This is a genomic window from Cypionkella sp. TWP1-2-1b2 (assembly GCF_049896245.1).
In the GTDB taxonomy this organism is placed as follows: Bacteria; Pseudomonadota; Alphaproteobacteria; order Rhodobacterales; family Rhodobacteraceae; genus Cypionkella.
This window is the reverse complement of the sequence record NZ_JAFCTX010000016.1, coordinates 1-25,235: the sequence shown is the minus strand read 5'-3', so window position 1 is coordinate 25,235 and position 25,235 is coordinate 1. Positions and strand designations below refer to the sequence as shown.

Genomic DNA, 25,235 nt, shown 5'->3' with positions numbered 1-25,235 from the left:
TCGGCGGTTCAGGCAAAACAAAACGGCGCCCGAAAGCCACCCTCTGTCAGCTTGGGTAGGGCGGGGTTCACCCCGCCAAACCAGTATTAAAGCCCCAGCTTCTGCGCCACCATCGCGCCCACAACCGCCGGATTGGCCTTGCCCCCGGTCGATTTCAGCACTTGCCCGGTGAACCATCCCGCCAGCTTGGCATTGACCCGCGCCTTCTCGACCTGATCCGGGTTGGCCGCGATCAGCGCATCCAAGGCCGCCTCAATCGCAGCAGTGTCGGTGACCTGCTGCATACCGCGCGCTGCCGCCACCTCTACCGGATCGCCGCCTGTCGTCCAGATGATCTCAAACAAATCCTTGGCCATCTTGCCGCTGAGTGTGCCTTTGGCGATCAGATCAAGCACACCACCCAGCTGTGCTGTGGACACCGGGCTGTCGGTGATCGCCTTACCCTCTTTGTTCAAACGGCCAAACAGCTCGTTTATCACCCAATTCGCCGCCTGCTTGCCATCCCGCCCCTGCGCGACAGCCTCGAAAAAGCCTGCCGATTCCAGATCGGCGGTCAGCACATTGGCGTCGTAATCGGTCAGCCCAAAGTCACCCATGAAGCGGGCCTTCTTGGCGTCCGGCAACTCCGGCATCGCGGCCGCAATATCATCCACCCAAGCCTGCTCAATCTCCAGCGGCAGCAGGTCCGGGCAGGGGAAATAGCGGTAGTCATGCGCTTCTTCTTTCGAGCGCATCGAGCGGGTTTCGTTCTTGTCCGGATCATAAAGCCGGGTTTCCTGCGTGACCGAACCGCCATCCTCCAGAATGGCAATCTGGCGGCGCGCTTCATAGTCAATCGCCAGTTGGATGAACTTCATCGAGTTCATATTCTTGATCTCACACCGCGTGCCGAGATGGCTAAAGTCTTGGCTGGCTTGGTATTTCTCATACTGCCCCACCCGGCAGACCGATACGTTCACATCGGCGCGCAAATTGCCATTCTGCATGTTGCCATCGCAGGTGCCCAGATAGCGCAGGATTTGCCGCAGCTTGACGACATAGGCCGCAGCCTCCTCAGGCCCGCGAATATCGGGGCGGCTGACAATCTCCATCAAAGCCACGCCGGTGCGGTTGAAATCGACGAAAGACATCGTCGGGTCCATGTCGTGGATACTTTTGCCTGCGTCTTGTTCAAGGTGAATCCGCTCCACCCGCACCAGACGGGCGACGCCGGGGGACAGCTCCACCAAAACCTCGCCCTCGCCGACGATGGGGTGATACAGCTGCGAAATCTGATAGCCCTGCGGCAGATCGGGGTAGAAATAGTTCTTGCGATCAAACGCCGAACGCAGGTTGATCTGCGCCTTCAGCCCCAAGCCCGTGCGCACGGCTTGTTCGACGCAAAACGCGTTGATCACCGGCAACATCCCCGGCATCGCAGCATCGACGAAGGCGACGTTAGAGTTCGGCTCGGCCCCGACTTGGGTGGATGCCCCCGAGAACAGCTTGGAATTCGACGATACCTGCGCATGCACTTCCATGCCGATCACCAGCTCCCAATCATGCTTAACGCCAGCAATCAGCTTCGGTTTTGGCGTTTCATAGGACAGATCAAGCATGATAATCTCCGTGGTTTTCGCCCCCTGTTTAGGCAGACAGGGCGGTTGCTGCAAGGGTGACGCGGGCGGAAACCTGCCTATATTGGCCCGCGCGCGCCTGCCAAACTTGCCGGATACCCGATTCGCCCTGATACGCGGATGGCCGCCATGCTGGTGCGGCGCAACTTGTGACGGACGAATGCGGATCACTTTCCTTTTCGGAGCGGCTTTCTCCCTGCTGTTTTTCGGCTTCACCCCGGTCCTGATGGCCGAGGCTTTGCCCAAAATGCGCTGGGATCACGTCCCCGAAGCGGCAAGCTGGACCAATGCGGCGCTGGTCTCGGTTGAGAAATACGACAGCAAACTGGCAGCCCAAGTCCCCGATGACATCACGACATGGTGCCCCGGCTACGAGACCGCCTCAATGGACGACCGCCGCGCGTTTTGGGTGGGTGTGATGTCGGCGGTGGCGAAATACGAAAGCGGCTACAACGCCAAAGCGTCAGGGGCCGGGCGCTATTTCGGGCTGATGCAGATTTCCACGCAGACCGCCAACGCTTATCGCTGCGAGGCGAACACCGGCCGCGAACTCAAAAGCGGTGCCGCCAACCTCGATTGCGCCGTCAAAATCATCGCCCGGCAAGTCGGCCGCGACGGCATGGTCTCGGGCAAAGGCAACCGCGGCGTCGCCCGCGATTGGGGGCCGATGAGCAAAGCCAAGGTCCGCGCCGATATCGCCGCTTGGACCGGCAAACAGGCCTATTGCGCGGTGCCCGTCAAGCGAGCATCCGCCCCGCCATCTCAGAAAGATCGCGGCTAAGCCCCGGTGCCGCCAAAATACGCTGCAATGCGCCGCGCATCATCGCTTGCCGATCCGCATCATAGCGCGGCCAAGATTCGAACGCCGTCGACATCCGCGAGGCGGTTTGCGGATTAAGCGGGTCAAGCTTGATCAGCCAATCGGCGAGCAAAGCATAGCTCTCACCCGATGCGTGATGAAAGCCAGCATGATTGCCCGACAGCGCGCCAATCACCGCGCGGAAGCGGTTGGGGTTTTTCCAGTCAAACTCGGGCCGCGCGGTCAAGCGCCGCACCACCGCCGCCACCTGATCCGGGGCCGCAGCCGCGACCTGCACTGCGAACCACTTGTCCAAAACCAGCCGATCACTCTGCCATTTCACCGCGAAATCCGCCAGTTCAGCCTGCCCTGCGCCGATATCCAATAAGATCGCCAAGCTGCCGAAACTGTCGGTCATATTGTCCGCCGCAGCATAGGCCGCCCGCGCGCCAGCCCCGCCGTCCAACTTCGCCAGCAGCCCCAAGGCCCCCAACCGCAGCGCCCGTTTGCCCGCAGCCGCCGCATCCGCCGAGAACGCCCCCGGCACCCGGCAGGCCATTTCCAACCCGGGCAAGCCCGTCGCCAACCTTTGCGCCAAGGCCAAATGTAGCGCCCGCCGTACCTGATAAATCCGCGCCGGATCGGGCACATGACCAGCGGCGTGCAAAGTCGCGGCCATGTCGTCTTCACCCGGCAGCCGCAAACACAGCGCCCGGAACGCCGGATCTAACCCCTCATCAAACGCCAGTCGCGCCAGCCCGTCCAGCAGATCAGCGCCCGGAACCGCACCGCCCACGATCATCCGCGCCAGCACATCCTTAGCCAGACTTCGCCCCGCTTCCCCGCGATTGAACGGATCGGTGTCATGCGCCAGCAAAAATGCCCGCTCTGCCGCTGGCACAGACCGCTCAAGCACCACCGGAGCCGAAAATCCCCGCAAGATCGACGCCACCGGCCGCGCGGCCAAGCCCTTGAACGCAAAACTCTGCCGCAGTTCTGTCAACTCCAGCACCGTCGTCGCCACCACCTCATCGCCATTCGGGTTCAACAGCCCCACCGCCACCGGAATAACCTTCGCGCCCTTCTCAGCTTGTCCCGGTGTGGCCGGGTTCACCTGCGCCAAAGTCAGCGTATAGGTGCCATCCGCCCAATCCTCGGTCACCGAAACCCGCGGCGTCCCAGCCTCGGTATACCAGCGCTTGAACTGCGCCAGATCGCGCCCGGTCGTGTCTTCAAACACCCTCAGCCAATCCTCAATCGTCGCCGCCTGCCCGTCATGGCGGTCAAAATACAGATCCAAGGCGCGGGCATAATCCGCATCCCCAACCAGCCGCTTCAGCATCCCGATCACTTCCGCGCCTTTTTCATAGACCGTCGCGGTGTAGAAATTGTTAATCTCGACAAAGCTGTCAGGCCGCACCGCATGCGCCAAAGGCCCACCATCCTCGCGAAACTGCCGCGCCCGCAGCATCAGCACATCCTCGATCCGCTTCACCGCATGGCTGCGCATATCGCCCGAGAATTGCTGATCACGAAACACCGTCAAGCCTTCTTTCAGGCACAGCTGAAACCAATCGCGGCAAGTGATCCGATTACCGGTCCAGTTGTGAAAATACTCATGCGCAATGATCGCCTCAACCCGCGCAAAGTCGTCATCTGTCGCGGTTTCAGGTGAGGCCAGCACGGCCTTAGAGTTGAAAATATTCAACCCCTTGTTCTCCATCGCGCCCATGTTGAAATCATCGACCGCAACAATGTTAAAGATATCAAGGTCATAGGCGCGTCCATACACCCGCTCGTCCCAAGCCATCGAAGCTTTCAGCGCCTGCATCCCCCAGGCACAACGCCCCTCATCCCCCGGCCGTACCCAGATGTTCGGCGCCACGTCACGCCCTTCCATCGTGGTGAACGCGCCGGGGTAGCTGCGCAAATCCCCGGCCACCAGCGCGAACAAATAGCTGGGCTTCGGCCAGGGATCATCCCATTCCGCCCATCCCGCGCCCTGCCCGGCCGGATTGCCATTCGACAAAAGCACCGGCAGATCGCTTTCAATCCGCACCCGAAACCGCGCCATCACATCAGGGCGGTCGGGGTAATAGGTGATCTTGCGAAAGCCCTCGGCCTCGCATTGCGTGCAATACATGCCCTTCGAGATATAAAGCCCCTCCAGCGCGGTATTGCCCTCAGGCGCAATCTCGACCTCGGTTTCCAGCACAAATGCGCCCGCAGGCAGCAGCCCATGCGCCAGCGTCAAACCGGTTGCATCGAGGCTTGGCTCCACCGCCCGCCCCTCCACCGCGCAAGAGATCAACCGCAGCCCCTCGCCATCCAGCCGCAAATCCTGCCCGCCGACCGCCGCCGGATTGGCCACCAAATGCAGCCGCGCCAAAACCCGCGTTGTCGTCGGATGCAGCCGGAACGTCAGCTCTACCCGCTGCACCAAATGGCTGTAGGGCTGATAATCGGCCAGTCGAATAGTGCGCGGATCAAGAGCGGTCATGGCAGTCTCCTTTGCCAGCAAGGTTTCCCATTCACCCTCACGCCGCAAGCCCCAAGCGCAACCAAGCCATTCACATTTGCTCAAATATCCCCGCCCCAGGCTTCCACCTTGGCCCCGATTCGCCCCAATCATGAATACAAGCGAACAATTCCAACCCGCAAAACTGCCGAAGCACAGAAAAAATACATCGAACAATAGCTCAATAATCTAAGCATTTCAGCCCATTGCCACCATCCGTGCCACTGCCTCCGCCGCATCCTCCCTTTACAGCGCCAATTCCTCCGCTATCTCTATGTTCCATGAATGTTCTCATTTGGTTCAAACGCGATCTGCGCGCCCACGACCACCCCGCCCTAAGCCTTGCGGCGGGGCTGGGTGCGGTGTTGCCGCTTTACATTGTGGAGCCAGACTACTGGGCACTGCCCGACACCTCTGCCCGGCAATGGGCGTTCACGGCAGAATGTCTGGAGGATTTGCGCGCCCAACTTGGCCAACTCGGGGCCCCCCTGCTGGTGCGCGTCGGCGAAGCCCTACATGTGCTTGAACGGCTGTGCCGCCAGCACAACATCACCCGCATCGTCAGCCATGAGGAAACCGGCAACGCCTTCACCTATGCCCGCGACCGCCGCATCGCGGCATGGGCGCGCAGCGCCGGCATCATCTGGGATGAGGTGCCACAATCCGGTGTGATCCGTCGCCTTGCCAGCCGTGATCACTGGCAGGGCAAGCGCGATGCGTTCATGGCAGCGTCGCAGCTTGAACCGCCCGCTCTGAACGCCGTGCCGGGGTTGGAACCTGGCCTTATTCCCACAACCCGCGCTCTGCGGCTGACCGAGGATAAATGCGCGCATCGTCAAATGGGTGGTAGGGCGCAAGGCATTGATCTACTAGACTCTTTCCTAACCCAACGCGGCGCACCCTACCGTTCTGCGATGTCGTCGCCTTTGACCGCCGAGCGTGCCTGCTCTCGACTTTCCCCCCACATCGCGCTTGGCAGCCTGTCGCTGCGCGAGGTGGTGCAGGCGACGCAAGCCCGCGCCGCCGAATACCCCGGCGGACGCTGGAGTGGCGCGCTCAGCAGCTTTCAGGCGCGCTTGGCGTGGCGCGATCACTTCATCCAAAAGCTTGAAGATCAGCCCAATATCGAAACCCGCTGCCTGCAAACCGCCGCCGAATTGCTGCGGCGCAGCAGCGACCCTGCACGCCTGCACGCTTGGGAAAATGGCGAGACCGGCCTGCCGTTTCTGGATGCCTGCCTGCGCTATCTGGCGGCCACCGGCTGGCTGAACTTCCGCGCCCGCGCCATGGTGATGGCCTGTGCATCCTATCATCTGTGGCTGGATTGGCGGGTGACGGGGGCGGTGCTTGCCCGCCGCTTCACCGATTACGAACCCGGCATCCATTGGCCGCAAGTGCAGATGCAGTCAGGCACCACGGGCATCAACATCCCGCGCATTTACAACCCGGTAAAACAGGGGTTTGATCAAGATCCGACAGGCGCGTTCACGCGTCGGTGGATTCCAGAATTGAAAGCCGTTCCAGACACTTACCTGCAAGCCCCGTGGCGGTGGTCAGGGGCCGGACGTATCTTGGGCCGCCGCTATCCCGAACCCATCGTCGATGTCACCACCGCCCAGCGCGACGCACGCGAGGCGGTTTGGGGCATGCGTCGCAAACCCGCTGCCCGCGCCGAACTGGTTGAGATTATCGAGCGTCACGCCTCCCGCGCGCCCAAACGCGTGCAGCCCAGTCACGGCCAGCTCAGTCTTGATCTCTAATGCCAAAAATGCGCAAGAAATCTGATCTGCCCGTCAAAATCTGCGCCGCTTGCGGCCGCCCGATGGTCTGGCGCAAGGCGTGGGAGAAGGTATGGGATCAGGTGAAATACTGTTCCGACCGCTGCCGCAACACTAAGGCAAAGGCAAAGCCCCGGCCTTAGACCCCGATAGCCCCAAGATTACAACTTTCGCGCTGCCGCTTCCAACTTGGCCAAAGTGGTTTGCCCCAAACGATCCGCGCCAAACGCCAGCGCACCTTGGCACATCTGCGCGGTCGGAAACGTCATGGTCTGGGTGATCCGCGTGCTGTCAGCCTCAGCCGCCAGCACCACCACGACCTGCATCGGCGGCGCGCTGTCGTCATCGCCGTCCAACAGGAATTCCAAACGCTTAAGAGGATCAAACAGCGTATAGCGATGCCGGTTCGCCCAGACCGTGCCATCCGGCCCGATCATGTCAAACCGCCACAACCCACCCTGCCGCAGATCAATCTCCTTGGTGACACAGGAATATCCCTCAGGCCCAAACCAGCGCGGCAAGATCGCGGGATCGGTCCAGCACTGCCAGACCTTCGCAGCAGGCGCTGCAATCAGCCGGGTTAAAACGATCTGGCGGTCCTGCATCACTTCAACCCCTGCGCATATTCCTCCAACTGCGTTACCACCGTGCCCCAGCCGTCATAAAACCCCATCTGCCTGTGGCTTTCCGCCGTCTCTTTGTTGCGATGCCGCGCCACCGCCGTATAGCGGGTGCGGCCGTTGCCAATGTCTTCAAAGGTCAGGATCGCGGTCATGAAGGGCTCGGGATTTGGCTTCCAACCTTCGGTATAGGTATCGGTAAACACCAGCTTTTCATTCGGGATCACCTCAAGATAAACCCCGTTGTTTTCCATCTCGGTGCCATCGACATCTAAGGTGGTGTTGCACTTGCCGCCGGGCCGCACGTCCAGCGCACAGGCGGTCACCTTATGCGGTTTGGGCACAAACCAATGCACCAGATGCTCGGGCGTGGTCCAGCAGGTGTACAGGATTTCGCGCGGCGCATTGATCTCGCGCACCAGCACCAGATCGGTTTCGGGGTTCAATTCAAGCTTGGAGTCGGGCGTCATCTTCAGGATTCCTTCATTAATTCAGCAACGTAAGCTTCCAAACGGTCGGTGCGCGCCTCCCACAAAGCGCGTTGATCGGCCAGCCAGCCTTCGGTGGCGGCCAAAGTTTCCGGGCGGGCATGGCACATCCGGGTGCGCCCGGTCTTTTCGGTACGGATCAAGGCGGCGTCTTCCAGCACGCCAAGGTGGCGCATCACCGTAGGCAAAGCCAAACCCGTCGGACGCGCCAGCTCCGAAACCGGAACCGCCCCTTGGCCCAAGCGCGCCAGAAAGCCGCGCCGGGTTGGGTCGGACAAAGCCTGAAAAATCAGCGAAAGGTCGGGGTCATGTTTAGCCATATGGCTAAGTAACAGCTTTCATGTCCCCCGCCAAGAAAAACTTAGCCAAATCACTAAGTTTTATCCCCAACAATCCCCGAAAAGTGTTTTCGCGTTTTCCGAGAAAATCTCGGCCCACAAAACTTTCCTGCCCGGCGCATTTCTGCTATCGGCTAAAGAAAGCCAAACAGCGAGGGTCCGATGGTTACGCGCGTCACACGGCACGGTTTGCAGGTGGATCAGGTTCTGGCGGATTTCCTTGAAATGCACGCTCTGCCCGGCACCGGGGTCTCGGCGGATCAGTTTTGGGCGGGCATGGCCGATCTGGCACAAACCGAAGGGGCTGTGAATCGCGGCCTTCTGGCGAAGCGCGAAACGCTGCAATCCCAGATCGACCACTGGCACCACAGCCACCGCAACGCCCCACATGATCCGGTCGCGTATAAGGATTTCCTAAGCGAAATCGGATATTTGCTGGCAGAGGGCGACGATTTCCAGATCGACACCGCCAATGTTGACGTCGAGATTGCCCATATCGCAGGCCCGCAGCTGGTGGTGCCGATCACCAATGCCCGCTACGCTTTGAACGCCGCCAACGCGCGCTGGGGCAGCCTTTATGACGCGCTCTATGGCACCGATGCGATGGGCAGCCCTGCGCCCGCAGGCGGTTACGAGCGCGGTCGTGGCGCCCGTGTCGTTGCCCGCGCGCGGGTATTTCTGGATGAGGCGTTTCCGATTATTGGCACCAGCCACGCCGATGTGCGGCGCTATTATGTCGCCAACGGCGCGCTGCTGGTCGATGATCTGCCGCTGGTGACGCCTGCAAAATTCGCGGGCTACAAGGGCAATCCGAAAGCCCCGGATTCGGTTCTGCTGGTGAATAATGGGCTGCATGTCGAGCTGGTGTTCGACCGCGCCCATCCGATCGGCAGCCGCGATCAGGCGCAACTGGCCGATGTGGTGCTGGAATCCGCGCTGTCGGCGATCATGGATTGCGAGGATTCGGTGGCCTGCGTCGATGGCGAGGATAAAACCCTCGCCTACACCAACTGGCTGGGCCTGATGCGGTGCACGCTATCGGCGGATCTAAACAAGGGCGGCCGGCAGATCCTCCGCACGCTGAACCCGGACCGCAGCTTCATTGCACCAGATGGCAGCACATTGAAGCTTAAAGGCCGCGCGCTGATGTGGATTCGCAATGTTGGTCATCTGATGACCAGTCCAGCGATCTTGCTGCCCGACGGATCAGAGATTTTTGAGGGGCTGATGGATGGGTTGATCACCACCCTGATCGCCATGCACGATCTGAAAAAGACCAAATGGATGCTCAATTCGACCGAAGGCTCGGTCTATGTCGTGAAACCCAAGATGCATGGCCCTGATGAAGTCGCCTTTGCGGATCAAGTCTTTAGCAAGGTCGAAACCATCCTCGGCCTGCCCGCGAACACCGTGAAACTCGGCGTGATGGACGAAGAACGCCGCACGAGCGTAAACCTGAAAGCCTGCATCCGTGCCGCCCGCCACCGCCTCGCCTTCATCAACACCGGCTTTCTGGACCGTACGGGTGATGAGATTCACACCTCGATGGAGGCAGGCGCGTTCAGCCGGAAAGACTTCATCAAGCGTAAATCTTGGATCGGGGCCTATGAGAACCAGAACGTCGATATTGGTCTGGAATGTGGGCTAAAAGGCCGCGCGCAGATCGGCAAGGGCATGTGGGCGGCCCCCGATCTGATGGCCGCGATGCTGGAGCAGAAAATCGAACATCCCAAGGCGGGCGCAAGCTGCGCTTGGGTGCCATCCCCAACCGCCGCCACGCTGCATGTGCTGCACTATCACAAGGTTGATGTGGCGGCGGTGCAGGCCAAATTAAAGGCAGGCGGACGGCGCGGCTATGTTGAAACCGTGCTGGAAATTCCCCTCGCCACCTATCAGAAATGGACCGAAGCGCAGGTTTTGCGCGAAGTTGAGAACAACGCCCAGGGTATTCTGGGCTATGTTGTGCGCTGGATTGATCAGGGCGTCGGCTGCTCGAAAGTGCCGGATATCAATGATATAGGCCTGATGGAAGACCGCGCCACCTGCCGGATTTCCGCCCAACACATCGCCAACTGGCTGCACCACGGCATCGTCTCGCAAGCGCAAGTCGATGCCGCAATGCGCAAAATGGCCGCCGTCGTTGATCGCCAAAACGCCAATGACCCGATCTACCACCCGATGGCCCCCGGCTTTGACGGCATCGCCTATCAAGCCGCCTGCGATCTGGTGTTCAAGGGCCGCGAACAGCCCTCGGGCTATACCGAACCCGTGCTGCACGCGCGGCGTTTGCAGTTGAAAGCGCGCGGCTGACGGGCGGCTTATCAAGCCTTTCGGCTTTCTTCGCTTTAGCGAAAAGGGACCGCAAGGGACCGATGAGCAGGCGGTGAAACCAAAGCTCAGCCAATATCCAAAGCCAGCGCATGAATGCGCTGGTTCAGATCGCCCAGCGCCTTTTGCACCGCCCGATGCCGCGCCACCCGGCCAATCGCAGCCAAAGCCTCCGCCCGGATCAGCACCGCGAAATGGCTCTCTCCCGAGCCATCATCGCCGCCATGTCCCGCATGTTTGTGGCTCTCATTCACCACCTCCAGCCGCGTTGGTGAAAAAGTGATCGTCAGACGTGCAATCAACTCACTCTCAATGCTCATTTTTCGCCTTAGCCCCTTCTATCTGCCGCTCAAACCTCTAATGTCTTGCCTTCAGTTCGGAAAGGCCCCTGCATGTCCACGCGTCCCCCCTTTGAGTTTGATATCCGCGTCTCGTCTGACAAAGCCAAGCGCAAAACCACGCGCCGGGGCATGTCGGGGGCGTTTGAAACCTCGAACAAGGCTTGCGATTATCCGTCTTGCAAGGAAAAGGGGGCTTACCGCGCCCCAAAATCGCCTGACCATCTGGATGAATATTTCTGGTTCTGCCGCGATCACATCCGCGAATATAACCTGAAATGGAACTTCTTCGGCAACGCCACCGATGAGGAATTCCAGAAGCTGCTGGAAAAAGACCGGCTGTGGGAACGTGAAACCAAACCGTTCAGCAAGAAAGACGATGGCAACGCCTGGCACCGTGTCGGTGTCGATGATCCGATGTCACTGCTGGGCGACAACGCCACCCGCAACCCCGGCAAGCCCACGTCAAACGCCACCCGCAAACTACCTGCAACCGAGCGCAAAGCGGTCGAGATACTGGATGCCCGCGACACTTGGACAAAGACCGAGATTCGCAAGCAATACAAAGGCTTGGTGAAGGATCTTCATCCAGATATGAACGGCGGCGACCGCAGCGATGAGGACCGTCTGCAAGAGGTGGTCTGGGCTTGGGATCAGATCAAAGACAGCCGTTACTTCAAGGAATAACGGGCCGAAAACGGCGGGTTCTAACCCCGCCGCACGAAGCCATATTTCAACAACCAGATCGCAATCCGCTCCACGGGCGCGCCTTTCAGACCCGACGCGGCCTCTAGCTGCACCAGATCGCAGCCCGCAGGTCCCGCGGCAATCACCGCCCGCAGCACCTGCGCGATATGCTCGGGGGCGGCGAACACCCGCTTCAATCCCTGATAATTTCGCGCGGCCAGCACTTCGGTCAGACTGGGCCGCTCGGTCGGGTCTGCCAGCACCAGTCGGGTTTTGGCAAACGTCACCTGCTCGGTCGGATAGCTGCCAAACAGATGCATCGGCGAGGGTGCCACCGGCAAAGCATCCGCCTTGTAGCGCAGCGACTGCGTCGCCGAGGCCGTGCGGCGCGCATCCTGCTCGCCCCAAAGCGCCTGCATTTGCGGCACCACCTGCGCCCAATCATACAGCGCCTGCACCCGCGCGCGGCCCGCAGCCCCCATGCGGCGGCGCAGATCCGGGTCGCGCGCCAGCTGCAAAATCCGCGCCGTCAGTTCCGGCAAATCCAACTCGGTCAGCGCCGAAGTTGAAGCGCAATACTGCACATACCTGTCGGTGCCGCCCTGATAGCGCAACGCCTCTTGCGCGTAATATTGCCCCGGCAGGGTGCGCGTGGTCACCCGGAAACCAACGTCAGGCGACACCGTATCCTTCATGCCATCCCAATCGGACACCAACAAAGGCAGGCCAGCCGCCATGCCCTCCAACGGGGCCAGCCCAAAGGTTTCCTGAATATTATCAATCAGAAACATAAACACATCCGCGCCGGACAAAGCCGACTTGCGATCATCGGCGGACGCGCCATCCAGCAGAGCAAAGCCCACATCCGGCATCAGTTTCGCCGCACCCTCGGTGAACACCTTGCGGGAATAGTCATCGCGGAACTGGCCGCAGAATGCCACGAACAGCTTCTGCCCCGGCAACTGCCTTTGTGCTGCTTGCATAGCGAGATAAATCGGCAACGGATCAAATTTCTCATGCGGGGTCAGCCGCGCGATGGTGGTGAACACCACATCATCCGGCCCCGCCCCCAACCGCGCCCGCAACGCAGCCCCCTTCGCCGCATCAGGTTCAAAATCCGCACAATGCACCCCCAGCGGGATCACCGGCAGCATCGGGCGCGGCGGCGGAACAGCTTTCAGATGCGCACGGATATGTTCGTCAATGCGGTCCATCTGATAGCTGACCGAAGCCAGCACCGACTGGCTGGTGCAGATCACCGCATCCCATGCGGTCACAGGTGCCATCCGCAGATCGAAAAACCCCTGCATCACCGCATGGGTGGACGTCGTATGGGTGATGCCGCAAATCGACCACGCCCCGGTGCCATAGGCCGCCCGCCGCCAGCTTTCCTGAATGTAATTCGGACTGGGGAAAAACACCGTCTGCACCGGCGCAATCGTATTCGGCCGCAGCAAGGGCGCATGACGCACCACCTTGCCGGGGCGCAATTCCGCCGCCAGCGCCTTGACGGGGTCAATTTCCGCCGCGCCATGCGACAGCAGCACGAATTCTTCAACATCGGCGTGGCGCAAAAAGCCCTTCAGAAACGACTCGCCCGCCACCCTGCGGCCGTTGATACCCTTGGCGGTTGGATCAAAGCCATCCTGCGCATACCAGATCGCGGCGTTCCGCCCGGCTCCGCTGTTTGGGATCGCACTCATTTCTTCACCATCCACAGCCAAGGCGTCGGGCCGGATCGCCATTCCCACAACGCCACCAACCGATCCAGATCGCTCAGCGCCTCCATCCAATCCGGCAGCCCGGAATCGTCCAACCGCCGCCCGATCACCCGGATATGGTGCGTTGCCCGGAACCGCTCGACCAGTAGATGACTGAGCCCGTGCTTGATGCAGTCATGTGCCTCAACCAGAATATCGGCAGCGCGCAGACCAGGCGCACGCACCGGGTCCAACAAATCGCCCTCCGCCCCTTCAATGTCGCAAACAACCAGCGTTTTCTGCGCCTGACACAGATCGAAATCGGCATGGTCCATCAGCCCGCCAATCTCTACCCGCTCCGCCACGCCATTCGCAGCCGCCAATGCGGCACACAACGCCTGCGCTTTGGGATTTGCATCCCGCGCCAGCACCCGCGCCTTCGGCAACCGACGCGCCAGACCCACCGCGTAATAGCCCTCGGCAGAGCCGACGTCGATCACCACCGGATAGGCTTTGGTGACGATCTCCTCGATCACCGGGGCCAAACTCGCCTCATAGGCCCCCAGCAGCCGCGACGACCGTGAGCCTTCCGAGGCCCGCACCGGATAGTCCATCCCCTTGAACGGCCCCGACAACACCTTGGTCCCTGACCGCTCCACCAAAGTATTCGAGATCAACTCCGACCGCCACTTCGCCAAATGCCGAAACGCCTGCTCCAGACGTGCTGCATCCGCAGGGCCATCCAGCAGGCGTTTCAGGGTATCGGTCGCGGAAATCGTCAAAAGCGAGGCTGGTTTGGCCAATGCGGGCACTCCGAATAGGGCGCGAGCATCTTCCCGCTTGGCCCCATCGGTAAACCTGCCGCAATCGCCTGTCTATCCCAGCCACCTTAGGCAAGCACAAATTTCCCCGCCCGCGTCAAGCGGGCAAAACGGCATCCCCCGCGTCAGGCGGGCAAAAACGTCCCCGCCCACGTCAAGCGGGCAAAAACGTCATCGCCACGCCATTCATGCAATAGCGCAACCCCGTGGGCTGCGGGCCATCGTTGAACACATGCCCTAGATGGCCGCCACAACGGCGGCAATGCACCTCGGTGCGGGTGGAAAACAGCGTGTTATCCTCTTTGGTGCCAACCGCGCCAGCAATCGGCTGATAAAACGACGGCCAGCCGGTGCCAGACTCAAACTTGGTGTCCGACGCATACACCGGCAAATCACAGCCCGCGCACAGGAACGTGCCGCGACGATGCTCGTCATTCAGCGGGCTGGACCCTGCACGCTCGGTCTCCTCCTCGCGCAGCACGGCATAGGCGGCATCCCCCAGCTTGGCGCGCCATTCAGCCTCGGTCAACGTGACTTCAAACGTCTCAGCCCGCAATGGCTGCGCGAAGGCAAGCAGGGCAACAGAGCCTAAAAAACTGCGGCGGCGCATGGCAATTCTCCCATCATGTCCAGCGATTGTATCCTAACAACGCCCCCGTGCGCCGATAAGTTTCAGCATCTCACGCACAAGAGAAATCGCGTGATGCCTTGCCCTTGCAGCCCTGCCCGTTATGTTCCACAAACGAACAGGATCGCGGGCCCCATCTACCAGAGTTGGCCCGCCAATTTGATATGGGCGACGGGCAATGGCAGATATTATTATGAAACCCACCGAAGAAATCTCGGTCCGCGAGGTCTTCGGCATCGACACCGATATGAAGGTGAAGGGCTTTGTTGACGGCACCGACAGGGTGCCTGCGATTGATTCGACCTATAAATTCGACCCCGATACCACTTTGGCGATCCTCGCAGGCTACGCCTACAACCGGCGCGTGATGATCCAAGGCTACCACGGCACCGGCAAATCAACCCATATCGAGCAAGTCGGCGCGCGGCTGAACTGGCCCACCGTGCGCGTTAACCTCGATTCACACATCTCCCGCATCGACCTGATCGGCAAAGATGCGATCAAGCTGCGCGACGGCAAGCAAGTCACCGAATTCCACGAGGGCATCCTGCCTTGGGCCTTGCGCAACCCCGTTGCCATCGTGTTCGACGAATACGACGCGGGCCGCGCCGATGTGATGTTCGTGATCCAGCGCGTGCTGGAGCATGACGGCAAACTGACGCTGCTCGATCAGAACGAGATCATCACCCCGCACCCGTCGTTCCGCCTGTTCGCCACCGCGAACACCGTGGGTCTTGGCGACACCACCGGCCTTTATCACGGCACCCAGCAGATCAACCAAGCCCAGATGGACCGTTGGTCGCTGGTCGCCACGCTGAACTACCTGAGCCACGACGCCGAAGCTGCCATCGTTCTGGCCAAACGCCCGCATTACAACACCGAAAAAGGCCGCAAGGTGATCAGCCAAATGGTCACCGTAGCCGACCTGACCCGCACCGCCTTTATGAACGGCGATCTGTCCACCGTGATGTCGCCCCGTACCGTGCTGAACTGGGCCGAAAACGCCGAGATTTTCCGCAACGTCGGCTACGCCTTCCGCCTGTCGTTCCTGAACAAATGCGATGAGTTGGAGCGCAGCACGGTGGCCGAATTCTACCAGCGCTGCTTTGCGGAAGAACTGCCCGAGTCTGCGGCAAGCATGGCGATGAAATAATGTAGGGCGGGGTTCACCCCGCCTTAATACAAGATTGGCGGGGGGAACCCCGCCCTACCCATATCGGGACGGATCATGACCAAACCCACCGACAACCCCGCCGATCCGTTCAAGAAGGCCCTCGCCGAGGCCACCAAGACCATGGCCAACGATCCCGAAATGACGGTGACCTATTCGGTTGATCCGGCGGGCATGAACAAAGAAGGCATCCGCCTGCCCCAAGTCAGCCGCCGCATGACCCGGGATGAGGTGTTGCTCGCCCGCGGCACCGCCGACGCTTTCGCGCTGCGCCGCAAGTTCCACAACGAATCCACCGCGACCAAATACGCCCCCACCGGCCCCTTGGCGCGCGAGATCTACGACGCGATGGAAACCGCGCGCTGCGAAGCTGTCGGTGCCCGCGCCATGCCCGGCACGGCGGGCAATATCGACGCCAAAATCGCCTATGAGGCGGATCGCAAAGGCTATTCCAGCATCACCAAGCGCGAAGATGCGCCGCTTTCCGTCGCCGCAGGCTACCTTGTCCGCCATCTGGCGACCGGCCGCGACATGCCAAAAGGTGCCGCCAATGTAATGGAGATGTGGCGCGATTTCATCGAAGGCCAAGCCGCAGGCACTCTGACCACACTTGATGACGTGCTCGATAACCAAGCCGCCTTCGCCCGCCTCGCCCGCAAAGTGATCTCTGACCTCGGCTATGGCGACCAACTCGGCGACGACCCCGACCAACCCGATGACGAAGACTCTGGCGACGAGGCGCAAGAAGACCAAGACGCGCCCGACAGCGAAGGCTCCGAGGAGCAGGATTCGGAAGACACCGAAGCCTCCCCCGAGCAATCGCAAGAAGACCAGCAAGACCAAAGCCAAGCGCAAGTCACCATGGAAGACTCAGCGGATATGGAGCAGGGCGACGAGGCCGAACTGCCCGAAGGCGAAGCCCCGCTCGATCCGCCGCCCCCCGCCCCCTATTCCGATGCAGACCCAAACTACACCGTCTACACCACTGATTTTGATGAAGAAATCAAAGCCGAAGACCTCGCCGAACCCGCCGAACTGGAACGCCTGCGCGCATACCTCGATCAACAGTTGGAACCCCTGAAAGGTGCCGTCAGCCGCTTGGCGAACAAACTGCAACGCCGCCTGCAAGCCCAACAAAACCGCTCATGGCTGTTCGATCTGGAAGAAGGCACCCTAGATGCTGGCCGCCTTGCCCGCGTTATTGCCAACCCAACCACGCCGCTATCGTTCAAACAGGAAAAAGACACCGAATTCCGCGACACCTGCGTCACCTTGTTGATCGACAACTCCGGCTCGATGCGTGGTCGCCCAATCTCCATCGCCGCGATCTGCGCGGACGTGCTGGCGCGCACCTTGGAGCGTTGCTCGGTAAAAGTCGAAATCCTCGGCTTCACCACCCGTGCGTGGAAAGGTGGGCAAAGCCGCGAACGCTGGCTCGCACAGGGTCGCGCCCAGCAACCGGGCCGCCTGAACGATCTGCGCCACATCATCTACAAATCCGCCGATGCCCCATGGCGTCGCGTTCGCCCCAATCTGGGGCTGATGATGAAGGAAGGCCTGTTGAAGGAAAACATCGACGGCGAGGCGCTGGAATGGGCGCACCGCCGCATGATGGCCCGCCCCGAAGCCCGCCGCATCCTGATGGTGATTTCCGATGGCGCGCCGGTTGACGATTCAACCCTATCCGTTAACCCCGCGAATTTCCTCGAAAAACACCTGCGCGACGTGATCGCCATGGTCGAGCGCAAGAAGGCGGTGGAACTGATCGCCATCGGCATCGGCCACGACGTGACCCGCTATTACCAACGCGCGGTCACCATCACCGATGTCGAACAACTGGCGGGGGCGATGACCGAACAACTCGCTGGCCTGTTCGAGCTGGACCCGCGCAAACGCGCCAAAGCTTTGGGAATGCGGAAAGCGGGTTAAAGGGGCTCGCCCCCTCTCTTCGCGCAGGTCAGATTGGCCCAAGGCCAAACTGACCAACCCGAGGATATTTGAGCACAGAGGATGACCATGTTCCAAACCTTCGACACGCAAGCCTCCGCTGCCCAAGGCCCGGCCCGCCTTGCCGCCCTGCGCCAGACCCTCGCCGCCGAAGGCCTCTCCGGCTTCCTGATCCCCCGCGCGGATGTGCATCAGGGCGAATATGTCGCCGCCCGCGATGAACGGCTGCAATGGCTGACGGGCTTCACCGGATCGGCAGGCTTCTGCATCGTGCTGCCTAATATCGCGGGCGTGTTCATCGACGGGCGCTATCGCACGCAGGTCAAAGGTCAGGTCGATCTGGCCCACTTCACCCCGGTGCCTTGGCCCGAAGTCAGCGCGGGCGCTTGGCTGAAAGACCATATCACCGAGGGCGTTGTCGGCTTTGATTTCTGGCTACACACCGCCGATGAACTAGCCAAGCTAGAGGCCGCCCTGGACAGCACCGGCGTCATCCTGCAAGCCTGCGCCAATCAGATCGACAGGATTTGGTCCGACCAACCCGCAGCCCCCGTCGGCCACGCCTTCGCGCATCCCGACAGCCTTGCGGGGGAGTCCAGCGCGCAGAAACGCGCCCGCTTGGCCGAAGCCCTTCAAGCCGAGGGCCAATCCGCTGCGGTCATCACCCTGCCCGACTCTCTTTGCTGGCTCCTGAACATCCGCGGAGCCGATGTACCACGCAACCCGATCCTGCACGGCTTTGCCATCCTGCACGCCAATGCCCATGTCACCCTGTTCGCCGATGCCGAGAAATTCGACGACGCCACCCGCGCGCACTTAGGCAATGATGTGCTGCTGCGCCCGATCTCCGCTTTCGTGCCCGCCCTGCGCACGCTGCAAGGTGCGGTCCGGGTTGATCGCGCCACCGCCCCCTTGGCGGTGTCCACCGAACTGACCGAAGCTGCCATTGCGGTCGCTTGGGGCGACGACCCCTGCCGCCTGCCGAAAGCCAAAAAAACCGCCGCCGAGATTGAAGGCATGCGCGAAGCCCATCTGCGCGATGGCGCGGCTGTGGTCGAATTCCTCTGCTGGCTCGATCAACAGACCCCGAAGGGCGGCCTGTCCGAGATCGACGTGGTGCGCGCTTTGGAAGGTTTCCGCCGCGCCACCAATGTGCTGCATGACATCTCTTTCGACACCATCTGCGGATCGGGGCCGAATGGCGCGATCATGCACTACCGCGTCACCGAAGATTCAAACCGCGCGATTGGCCGCAACGAGTTGTTGCTGGTAGACTCTGGCGCACAATATCTTGATGGAACCACCGACATCACCCGCACCATTGCGGTGGGCGATCCCGGCGATTACGCCCGCGCCTGCTTCACCCGAGTCCTGCAAGGCACCATCGCAATCAGCCGCGCCCGCTGGCCCGCAGGCTACACGGGTCGCGACCTCGACCCCCTCGCGCGCTATGCCCTTTGGCTTGCTGGCCAGGATTTCAACCACGGCACCGGTCACGGCGTAGGGGCCTTCCTGTCGGTCCACGAAGGCCCGCAGCGCTTAAGCCGCATCTCGGAAGTGCCGCTAGAACCCGGCATGATCCTGTCGAACGAGCCGGGCTATTACCGCGAAGGCGAATTTGGCATCCGGCTGGAAAACCTGATTGTGGTGCAACCTGCCCCGAACCTGCCGGGCGGTGACGATGAACGCAGCCAACTCAGCTTTGAAACCCTCACCTTCGTGCCCTTCGACCGCCGCTTGATCGTCACCGCCCAACTTTCACCGGGTGATCGCGATTGGCTCAACGCCTACCACGCCGCAACCTTGGAAAAACTGATGCCCCGCCTGTCTGCCGAAGCACTCGCATGGTGCCAAGCCGCCTGCGCCCCATTGTAAAGCCCGCAAACCGCACTACCCTTTTACCAACCGCAGGCTACCAACCGCAGAAGGCGCGCATGGCTTACATCAGCATAACCCCGCAAGAACGTCCGCTGACCATCACAGCGGGCGGCACCCATCTGGGCGAAACCCACAACGCGCTGGAATTGAACGAAGGCAGCTACCCGCCCGTGCTGTATATCCCGCGCGCCGATATCGACATGAGCCTGCTGGAAAAAACCACCCGTCAAACCACCTGTCCGCACAAAGGCCCGTGCAGCTATTACTCGATCAAAACCGCCGAGGGCCTGCTGGAAAACGCCGTCTGGTCCTACGAATCTCCGATCCCAGGCATCGAAGCCATTGCGGGACATTTGGCGTTTTATCCCAACAAAGTAACCCTCAGCTGACAAATTGCCGTACCGATGGCGATCAAGCACAGCCAAATGCGCTCTGACGGCAAGGTGGACTTCCGTTAACATATCGTTAAAAAATCATGTCACCGCGATTTTACCGCTACATCTTGTGGAAAAACCAACAGCAATCTCTGAAAACCACAAGTCATTCCCCGCTGGGAAAACCATCAGACGCAATCCCCGCAGCCGCAAACCGCTCAAGCCGCAGCCTCTGCCGCCACCTTGCGGATACGCTCCACCATAGCGCGCACCCCGTTCGATCGTTGCGCCGACAGATGCTCGTTCAACCCCAACCGCCCCATTTCGGCATGCGCATCGACCCGCGCCACCTCGGCCACCGGCAGCCCTGCATAAAGCGCGTGCAGCACCGCGATCAGCCCTCGCACGATCATCGCATCCGACTCGCCCTGAAACGCGAACCGCCCATCCGCCACCATCGGGCGCAGCCAAACCTGCGACGCACAGCCCTCGACCTTCAGTGCAGGCACCTTGAAGCTGTCCTCCAGCGGCGGCATCGCGCGGCCAAGATCAATCACATGCCGGTAACGCTCCTCCCAGTCATCGAGGAACTCAAACGTCTCGGCAATATCTTCAAAGGCTGGCGTGGCCATCACTGTCTCCATCTCTGCCTCCGAGGTAGTGCGCGCAGGCCCAAACGTCCAGCCCAAGCGGGCTTTTCAAACCGGCCTCAATCGGCTACCGATCATGCAACGCCAAAGGGATGCCCATATGCGCTTTCGCCTGCCCATCGCCATTCTTGCCCTCACCGCCATGACCGCCTGCGGTGGCTTTTCCAGCCGGTTGAACCCGTTCAAATGGTTCAAACGCTCGGCCCCGGTTGAAGTGGTCAGCACCGAGACCCCCGCCGATCCGCGCCCGCTGGTGGCCGACGTGCTGTCGATGAAGATCGAGCCCTACCCCGGCGGTGCGATCATCCGCGCCACCGGCCTGCCACCGACGCAAGGCTATTGGAGCGCGGAATTGATCCCGCAGCCGCTGGATGAAAAGGGCACGCTGGTGCTGGAATTCCACGTCTTCGCGCCCGCAGGGGCCGCCGCCGTGGTCAACCAGCAATCGCGCGAAATCACCGTCGCCTACAACCTGTCCGAGATCAAACTGCAACAGATCAACCAGATTGTCGTGCAAGGTGCCAGCAACGCCCGCGCCAGCAGCCGCTAAGCGCATAAAAAAGGCAACGGGCCACAGGATATGGTGGCCCCTTGCCCAAAACGCGCAAGGCACTCCCAGCGGGGAAAGCCACTAACCGCCGTCAGCCGCTAAATCCGCACCACCCGCACATCATTGCCCTTGGCCGACAGCGCAATCTCACCCCGGCACAGCCGCATCGCATCATCGCCAAACGCCTCTGCACGCCAGCCTTTCAGCGTTTCCAGATTGCGCTCTCCGGCAGCAATCGCATCCAGATCCGAGGCCGAGGCGATCAGCTTCGGCGCCACCCCCAAACTCTCCGATTTCGCCTTCAACAACACCCGCAGCAAATCCGCCAAAGCCGGATTGACCTGCATCTGATCCTTCGACAGATCCGGCTTCGGCAAATCTTCCTGCCGCATCTCCATCCCCGCCTTGATCGCAGCCAGTATCCCCTCGGCAATCTCAGCCTTGCGCCCCTCGCGCAACAGCAACCTTGATCGCCCCAATTCCTCAACATTGGTAGGCCGGGTCGAGGCCAGTTCCAACAACGCGTCGTCCTTCATCACCCGGCTGCGCGGCACATTGTTGCCTTGGGCATATTCCTCGCGAAACCGCGCCAACTGCTTGACCACACCCAGAAACCGCCCCGAGGTGGTGCGCGTCTTCACCCGCAACCAAGCCTCCTCGGGATGCACGGTATAAGTGGCGGGGTCGGTCAGCACCGACAACTCCTCCTCCACCCAAGCCTGCCGCCCATTCTTCGCCAGTTGCGCCGCCAAAAACTCATAAATCACCCGCAAATGCGTCACATCCGCCAAAGCATATTCGCTCTGCGCCGCGGTCAGCGGCCTGCGCGACCAATCGGTAAACCGCGAGGTCTTGTCGAGATTCTCTTTGGCGATCTTCTTCACCAAAGTCTCATAACCAACTTGCTCACCAAAGCCGCACACCATCGCCGCAACCTGGGTGTCAAACAAAGGCTTCGGAAACACATTGCCCTCAACAAAGAAAATCTCCAGATCCTGCCGTGCAGCATGGAACACCTTGACCGTCGCCTCATGGCGAAACAGGTCATACAAAGGCTCCATCGACATCGCAGAACCCTCAATCGGGTCAATCAACACCGCATCGCCATCTTTGCCCGGCAAAGCCATCTGGATCAGGCACAGCTTTGACCAATAGGTCCGCTCGCGCAGAAACTCGGTATCAATGGTGACAAAGGGCTTTGACTTCGCGGCTGCACAAAAAGCGGCCAGGTCTTCTGTGGTTGTAATCGTGCGCATGGGCGTCTTTCGCAAAGGGCATACGGGGGTATCCCGCCCTTCCGCTATAGGCAGCATCGCTCATGAAGAAAAGCCCAAGCACCTCCCCTGCGCCAAAATACAAAAGCCAGGCGGCTGCAAGGTCACAGCGCGCAACAGCGCCGCTCAATCCACCAACCACCGCTCAAACCTTCAGCATTTGCTCTTTTTGAAATACTCCCGCCGGAGGCATACCACGCCTCAGCCCGCACCCCGTGACAGAATACAGCCAAGCCCCACAACCCGCGCCAAAGCCTTCGAGTGGTGGCTCGATGCCACCCGAGAAGGCACCCGGTTACAGGTCCAACCTGCGACGGTCCCCAGAAGCGAACCGCCGCAACACCGCAGGATACAACCGATGCTCCTGCACCAACACCCGCGACGATAAGTCCGCCTCGCGATCCCCCGGCAAAACTGGAACCCGCATCTGCCCCAAAATTGGCCCGCCATCAAGTTCCGCGGTCACCTCATGCACGCTGCAGCCAGCCTCCACGTCCCCCGCAGCCAAAGCCCGCGCATGGGTGTTCAGCCCCGGATACTTCGGCAACAAGGAGGGATGAATGTTCAACATCCGCCCCTCAAAGCGGCGCACAAACGCGGGCGTCAGCACCCGCATAAACCCCGCCAAACACAGAATGTCAGGCTCCGAGGCCAAAATCGGCTCCAATAAAGCCGCCTCAAACGCCGCCCGATCCCGCCCATAGGCGCGATGATCCACCGCCGCCACCGCCACGCCCATCTCCGCCGCCCGCATCAGACCCGCAGCACTTGGATCGTTCGAGCCCACGAACACCGCCCGCGCCGGATGATCTCCAACCATATCGCGCAGCAATGCCAGCATGTTAGAGCCGCCGCCCGAAATCAGGACGGCCACCCGTTTCACAGCAAACGACCCGTGTAGATCACACCCTCGCCCGCCACGACGCGGCCCAAAGCCACCACAGTCTCGCCCTCAGCCCGCAGCAACGCGGTCAAAGCTTCCGCCCGATCCGCCGCCACAACCGCGATCATGCCGATGCCGCAGTTGAAGGTTTTCAGCAGCTCCGGCTGGCTCATATTGGCGGTTGTCGCCAACCACCGGAACACCCCCGGCAATTCCCAAGCCGACAGATCAATCTCGCAAGCCAAGCCCTCAGGGATCACCCGCGGCGGATTTTCGGTCAACCCACCGCCAGTGATATGCGCCAAAGCATGCACGCCCCCGGCCCGTACCGCAGCCAAAGCCTGTTTCACATAAAGCCGCGTCGGTGCCAGCAGTGCCTCGCCCAAGGTTCCGTCCGAGAACGGACAATCCGCATCCCAGCCCAACCCCGACAGTTCCACCACCTTGCGCACAAAGGAATACCCGTTGGAATGCACGCCACTAGACGCAAGCCCCAACAGCACATCCCCTTCAACCACACCCGAAGGCAAATCCGCCCCGCGCTCCATAGCACCCACGGCAAACCCGGCCAGATCGAAATCACCCTTGTGATACATCCCCGGCATCTCGGCCGTCTCGCCACCAATCAAAGCACAGCCCGAAGCCTCGCACCCCGCCGCAATCCCAGTGATGATCCGCGTCGCTTCCTCAACATCCAGCTTACCAGTTGCGAAATAATCCAGAAACAACAACGGCTCGGCACCCTGACAGACCAGATCATTGACGCACATCGCCACCAGATCGACACCGATGGTGTCAACGCGGCCGGTATCAATCGCAATCCGCAGCTTGGTGCCCACACCATCCGTAGCCGCGACCAAAATCGGGTCCCGATAGCCCGCCGCCTTCAGGTCAAACAGCGCCCCAAACCCGCCCAGACCCGACATAACGCCAGACCTTTGCGTGCGCTTCGCCGCTGGCTTGATACGCTCAACCAAAGCATTGCCCGCATCAATATCCACGCCCGCATCGGCATAGGTCAGGCCATTGTGTCCGGTACTCATGCGCAGATTCCCCAAGCTGAAAGGCAGTTGCCGCCCGCATAAGCCATCCCGCGCCACTGCGCAACGCAAGCGCCGCACTCCGACACGGTTTTGTCGCCCCACCGCTTGACCCCGCCCCCGCATATGCTAGGCAAAGGCAGAATGGGTCTGTAGCTCAATGGTTAGAGCAGGGCGCTCATAACGCCTTGGTTGGGGGTTCGAGTCCCTCCGGACCTACCATTCCAACTCACTGATCTTAAAGAATACTCTTGCTTTACGGTTAGTTGTGCCGTTTTTGGTGCCAAAGCTTGTGCCAGAATCAGGGTGAACGATGGCTGGGAAACTCCGCTATTGGAAAGAAAAAGATGGTAGGTTCTGGGCACGCATTGCGGTTCCAGTGAACCTGCGACCGTTCCTTGACAATCCACGCAGCGAACTTATAGAGCCACTCGGTGGTGATCGGCGCCTAGCGTTGCGCTTGCATTCTGCAGCGGTCGCTCGGTTGCAGCTTGAAGTCGCAGCAGCGAAACAACGAGAAAGCAGCGCGAATCCCAAACTACTCAAGGTCGCTTCGCCACGCACCCCAATAGCGACTGCAGACTTCGGGCGCGCTGTCTGGCAGCGCTATTCGGCGGCCCTGGAGGCAGACGACGCCAACCGCGAACGGTTTCCAAGCAAGGCCGAGATCGACGCCGAATATGACCGACTAAGGCTTATCCCTTTTAGTCCGGTCGGCCTACATGTTGACGCGGCGCAGAACCTCGCGTCTGCGGCTTTAGAGGCGACCCGGATCAGTTTTGATCGCTATGCTGAGTTATGGGTGGCGG

At 60.8% G+C, this 25,235-nt stretch carries 24 protein-coding genes and 1 tRNA gene; 12 read left to right on the top strand and 13 right to left on the bottom strand.

Features of this window, described 5'->3' with window-relative positions; translation table 11 throughout:
• Positions 1-86: 86 nt before the first annotated feature.
• Positions 87-1,598, bottom strand: a complete 1,512-nt coding sequence (gatB, locus tag ACP7AP_RS12245; protein ID WP_426034491.1) for an Asp-tRNA(Asn)/Glu-tRNA(Gln) amidotransferase subunit GatB — start codon at positions 1,596-1,598, stop codon at positions 87-89.
• 178 nt (positions 1,599-1,776) lie between these two features.
• Here gatB and ACP7AP_RS12240 point away from each other — a divergent pair, with 178 nt between their 5' ends.
• Positions 1,777-2,397: a transglycosylase SLT domain-containing protein gene (locus tag ACP7AP_RS12240; RefSeq protein ID WP_426034490.1), complete on the top strand. Its 621-nt coding sequence runs from the start codon at positions 1,777-1,779 to the stop codon at positions 2,395-2,397.
• On the opposite strand, the gene pepN is transcribed toward ACP7AP_RS12240, so the two are convergent.
• Positions 2,354-4,915, bottom strand: a complete 2,562-nt coding sequence (gene pepN / locus ACP7AP_RS12235; protein WP_426034489.1) for an aminopeptidase N — start codon at positions 4,913-4,915, stop codon at positions 2,354-2,356. The genes ACP7AP_RS12240 and pepN overlap by 44 nt on opposite strands.
• A gap of 299 nt (positions 4,916-5,214) precedes the next feature.
• Between pepN and ACP7AP_RS12230 the strand changes: the two genes are divergently transcribed.
• Complete coding sequence (locus ACP7AP_RS12230; RefSeq protein ID WP_426034488.1) at positions 5,215-6,693, top strand: FAD-binding domain-containing protein; 1,479 nt, start codon at positions 5,215-5,217, stop codon at positions 6,691-6,693.
• Positions 6,693-6,854 carry a DUF2256 domain-containing protein gene (locus tag ACP7AP_RS12225; protein ID WP_426034487.1) on the top strand — a complete coding sequence of 54 codons (162 nt, stop codon included), beginning with the start codon at positions 6,693-6,695 and terminating at the stop codon, positions 6,852-6,854. Before ACP7AP_RS12230 ends, ACP7AP_RS12225 begins: the two co-directional genes overlap by 1 nt.
• A gap of 18 nt (positions 6,855-6,872) precedes the next feature.
• Here ACP7AP_RS12225 and ACP7AP_RS12220 read toward each other — a convergent pair whose 3' ends face one another.
• From ACP7AP_RS12220 to ACP7AP_RS12210, 3 genes are read right to left on the bottom strand one after another with little or no spacing between them, the layout of a single operon-like run.
• Positions 6,873-7,316 carry an SRPBCC domain-containing protein gene (locus tag ACP7AP_RS12220; protein ID WP_426034486.1) on the bottom strand — a complete coding sequence of 148 codons (444 nt, stop codon included), beginning with the start codon at positions 7,314-7,316 and terminating at the stop codon, positions 6,873-6,875.
• On the bottom strand, positions 7,316-7,801 hold the full coding sequence (locus ACP7AP_RS12215) for an SRPBCC family protein (protein ID WP_426034485.1): 486 nt from the start codon (positions 7,799-7,801) through the stop codon (positions 7,316-7,318). The genes ACP7AP_RS12220 and ACP7AP_RS12215 overlap by 1 nt, the downstream gene beginning before the upstream one ends.
• A 2-nt stretch (positions 7,802-7,803) precedes the next feature.
• A complete protein-coding gene (locus tag ACP7AP_RS12210; RefSeq protein ID WP_426034484.1) occupies positions 7,804-8,139 on the bottom strand; it encodes an ArsR/SmtB family transcription factor in 336 nt (111 codons plus the stop codon).
• 180 nt (positions 8,140-8,319) lie between these two features.
• On the opposite strand from ACP7AP_RS12210, the gene ACP7AP_RS12205 reads away from it, so the two are divergent.
• Positions 8,320-10,467: a malate synthase G gene (locus ACP7AP_RS12205; protein ID WP_426034483.1), complete on the top strand. Its 2,148-nt coding sequence runs from the start codon at positions 8,320-8,322 to the stop codon at positions 10,465-10,467.
• A gap of 86 nt (positions 10,468-10,553) precedes the next feature.
• Here ACP7AP_RS12205 and ACP7AP_RS12200 read toward each other — a convergent pair whose 3' ends face one another.
• Positions 10,554-10,805, bottom strand: a complete 252-nt coding sequence (locus ACP7AP_RS12200; RefSeq protein ID WP_426034482.1) for a BolA family protein — start codon at positions 10,803-10,805, stop codon at positions 10,554-10,556.
• Positions 10,806-10,877: 72 nt separating this feature from the next.
• Between ACP7AP_RS12200 and ACP7AP_RS12195 the strand changes: the two genes are divergently transcribed.
• Entirely contained in the window at positions 10,878-11,510 is a 633-nt protein-coding gene (locus ACP7AP_RS12195) for a DnaJ domain-containing protein (protein ID WP_426034481.1), read from the top strand.
• 20 nt (positions 11,511-11,530) lie between these two features.
• Here ACP7AP_RS12195 and ACP7AP_RS12190 read toward each other — a convergent pair whose 3' ends face one another.
• The 3 genes from ACP7AP_RS12190 to msrB all read right to left on the bottom strand — a co-directional run bounded on the left by ACP7AP_RS12190 (position 11,531) and on the right by msrB (position 14,641).
• Positions 11,531-13,255 (bottom strand): glycosyltransferase family 4 protein, encoded by a 1,725-nt coding sequence (locus tag ACP7AP_RS12190; RefSeq protein WP_426034480.1) that lies wholly within the window; start codon positions 13,253-13,255, stop codon positions 11,531-11,533.
• Complete coding sequence (locus ACP7AP_RS12185; RefSeq protein ID WP_426034479.1) at positions 13,210-14,013, bottom strand: hypothetical protein; 804 nt, start codon at positions 14,011-14,013, stop codon at positions 13,210-13,212. The genes ACP7AP_RS12190 and ACP7AP_RS12185 overlap by 46 nt, the downstream gene beginning before the upstream one ends.
• Before the next feature lie 172 nt (positions 14,014-14,185).
• A complete protein-coding gene (msrB, locus tag ACP7AP_RS12180; RefSeq protein ID WP_426034478.1) occupies positions 14,186-14,641 on the bottom strand; it encodes a peptide-methionine (R)-S-oxide reductase MsrB in 456 nt (151 codons plus the stop codon).
• Positions 14,642-14,837: 196 nt separating this feature from the next.
• On the opposite strand from msrB, the gene cobS reads away from it, so the two are divergent.
• The 4 genes from cobS to ACP7AP_RS12160 all read left to right on the top strand — a co-directional run bounded on the left by cobS (position 14,838) and on the right by ACP7AP_RS12160 (position 20,044).
• Positions 14,838-15,812: a cobaltochelatase subunit CobS gene (gene cobS, locus ACP7AP_RS12175; RefSeq protein ID WP_426034477.1), complete on the top strand. Its 975-nt coding sequence runs from the start codon at positions 14,838-14,840 to the stop codon at positions 15,810-15,812.
• A gap of 75 nt (positions 15,813-15,887) precedes the next feature.
• The gene (cobT, locus tag ACP7AP_RS12170) at positions 15,888-17,759 is read left to right on the top strand and encodes a cobaltochelatase subunit CobT (RefSeq protein ID WP_426034476.1); all 1,872 of its coding nucleotides are present in this window, start codon (positions 15,888-15,890) and stop codon (positions 17,757-17,759) included.
• A gap of 87 nt (positions 17,760-17,846) precedes the next feature.
• Positions 17,847-19,652 carry an aminopeptidase P family protein gene (locus ACP7AP_RS12165; protein WP_426034475.1) on the top strand — a complete coding sequence of 602 codons (1,806 nt, stop codon included), beginning with the start codon at positions 17,847-17,849 and terminating at the stop codon, positions 19,650-19,652.
• A 59-nt stretch (positions 19,653-19,711) separates the two neighbouring features.
• Positions 19,712-20,044 carry a DUF427 domain-containing protein gene (locus ACP7AP_RS12160; RefSeq protein ID WP_426034474.1) on the top strand — a complete coding sequence of 111 codons (333 nt, stop codon included), beginning with the start codon at positions 19,712-19,714 and terminating at the stop codon, positions 20,042-20,044.
• A 203-nt stretch (positions 20,045-20,247) separates the two neighbouring features.
• Here ACP7AP_RS12160 and ACP7AP_RS12155 read toward each other — a convergent pair whose 3' ends face one another.
• Entirely contained in the window at positions 20,248-20,661 is a 414-nt protein-coding gene (locus tag ACP7AP_RS12155; RefSeq protein ID WP_426034473.1) for a SufE family protein, read from the bottom strand.
• A gap of 118 nt (positions 20,662-20,779) precedes the next feature.
• Here ACP7AP_RS12155 and ACP7AP_RS12150 point away from each other — a divergent pair, with 118 nt between their 5' ends.
• Positions 20,780-21,229: a hypothetical protein gene (locus ACP7AP_RS12150; protein WP_426034472.1), complete on the top strand. Its 450-nt coding sequence runs from the start codon at positions 20,780-20,782 to the stop codon at positions 21,227-21,229.
• Between the two features lie 98 nt (positions 21,230-21,327).
• Here ACP7AP_RS12150 and rnd read toward each other — a convergent pair whose 3' ends face one another.
• The 3 genes from rnd to purM form a co-directional block, all read right to left on the bottom strand.
• Positions 21,328-22,485, bottom strand: a complete 1,158-nt coding sequence (gene rnd / locus ACP7AP_RS12145) for a ribonuclease D (RefSeq protein WP_426034471.1) — start codon at positions 22,483-22,485, stop codon at positions 21,328-21,330.
• 313 nt (positions 22,486-22,798) lie between these two features.
• The gene (gene purN, locus ACP7AP_RS12140; protein WP_426034470.1) at positions 22,799-23,386 is read right to left on the bottom strand and encodes a phosphoribosylglycinamide formyltransferase; all 588 of its coding nucleotides are present in this window, start codon (positions 23,384-23,386) and stop codon (positions 22,799-22,801) included.
• Positions 23,383-24,429: a phosphoribosylformylglycinamidine cyclo-ligase gene (purM, locus tag ACP7AP_RS12135; protein WP_426034469.1), complete on the bottom strand. Its 1,047-nt coding sequence runs from the start codon at positions 24,427-24,429 to the stop codon at positions 23,383-23,385. The genes purN and purM overlap by 4 nt, the downstream gene beginning before the upstream one ends.
• Before the next feature lie 143 nt (positions 24,430-24,572).
• Here purM and ACP7AP_RS12130 point away from each other — a divergent pair.
• Together ACP7AP_RS12130 and ACP7AP_RS12125 are read left to right on the top strand one after the other, a co-directional pair.
• A tRNA-Ile gene (locus ACP7AP_RS12130) sits at positions 24,573-24,648 on the top strand.
• A gap of 91 nt (positions 24,649-24,739) precedes the next feature.
• Positions 24,740-25,235 (top strand): hypothetical protein (locus ACP7AP_RS12125; RefSeq protein WP_426034468.1); only part of this gene is annotated, 496 nt, incomplete at its 3' end.

Bases quoted from the DNA above. Each gene is read 5' to 3' on its own strand.
- ACP7AP_RS12220 (WP_426034486.1), bottom strand. From the start codon at position 7,316: ATGCAGGACCGCCAGATCGTTTTAACCCGGCTGATTGCAGCGCCTGCT.
- ACP7AP_RS12230 (WP_426034488.1), top strand. From the start codon at position 5,215: ATGAATGTTCTCATTTGGTTCAAACGCGATCTGCGCGCCCACGACCAC.
- pepN (WP_426034489.1), bottom strand. From the start codon at position 4,915: ATGACCGCTCTTGATCCGCGCACTATTCGACTGGCCGATTATCAGCCC.
- ACP7AP_RS12225 (WP_426034487.1), top strand. From the start codon at position 6,693: ATGCCAAAAATGCGCAAGAAATCTGATCTGCCCGTCAAAATCTGCGCC.
- ACP7AP_RS12210 (WP_426034484.1), bottom strand. From the start codon at position 8,139: ATGGCTAAACATGACCCCGACCTTTCGCTGATTTTTCAGGCTTTGTCC.
- ACP7AP_RS12165 (WP_426034475.1), top strand. From the start codon at position 17,847: ATGTTCCAAACCTTCGACACGCAAGCCTCCGCTGCCCAAGGCCCGGCC.
- rnd (WP_426034471.1), bottom strand. From the start codon at position 22,485: ATGCGCACGATTACAACCACAGAAGACCTGGCCGCTTTTTGTGCAGCC.
- gatB (WP_426034491.1), bottom strand. From the start codon at position 1,598: ATGCTTGATCTGTCCTATGAAACGCCAAAACCGAAGCTGATTGCTGGC.
- ACP7AP_RS12215 (WP_426034485.1), bottom strand. From the start codon at position 7,801: ATGACGCCCGACTCCAAGCTTGAATTGAACCCCGAAACCGATCTGGTG.
- ACP7AP_RS12190 (WP_426034480.1), bottom strand. From the start codon at position 13,255: ATGGCGATCCGGCCCGACGCCTTGGCTGTGGATGGTGAAGAAATGAGT.
- ACP7AP_RS12205 (WP_426034483.1), top strand. From the start codon at position 8,320: ATGGTTACGCGCGTCACACGGCACGGTTTGCAGGTGGATCAGGTTCTG.
- cobT (WP_426034476.1), top strand. From the start codon at position 15,888: ATGACCAAACCCACCGACAACCCCGCCGATCCGTTCAAGAAGGCCCTC.
- msrB (WP_426034478.1), bottom strand. From the start codon at position 14,641: ATGCGCCGCCGCAGTTTTTTAGGCTCTGTTGCCCTGCTTGCCTTCGCG.
- ACP7AP_RS12155 (WP_426034473.1), bottom strand. From the start codon at position 20,661: ATGGCCACGCCAGCCTTTGAAGATATTGCCGAGACGTTTGAGTTCCTC.
- ACP7AP_RS12240 (WP_426034490.1), top strand. From the start codon at position 1,777: ATGCGGATCACTTTCCTTTTCGGAGCGGCTTTCTCCCTGCTGTTTTTC.
- ACP7AP_RS12195 (WP_426034481.1), top strand. From the start codon at position 10,878: ATGTCCACGCGTCCCCCCTTTGAGTTTGATATCCGCGTCTCGTCTGAC.
- cobS (WP_426034477.1), top strand. From the start codon at position 14,838: ATGGCAGATATTATTATGAAACCCACCGAAGAAATCTCGGTCCGCGAG.
- purM (WP_426034469.1), bottom strand. From the start codon at position 24,429: ATGAGTACCGGACACAATGGCCTGACCTATGCCGATGCGGGCGTGGAT.
- ACP7AP_RS12150 (WP_426034472.1), top strand. From the start codon at position 20,780: ATGCGCTTTCGCCTGCCCATCGCCATTCTTGCCCTCACCGCCATGACC.
- ACP7AP_RS12200 (WP_426034482.1), bottom strand. From the start codon at position 10,805: ATGAGCATTGAGAGTGAGTTGATTGCACGTCTGACGATCACTTTTTCA.
- ACP7AP_RS12160 (WP_426034474.1), top strand. From the start codon at position 19,712: ATGGCTTACATCAGCATAACCCCGCAAGAACGTCCGCTGACCATCACA.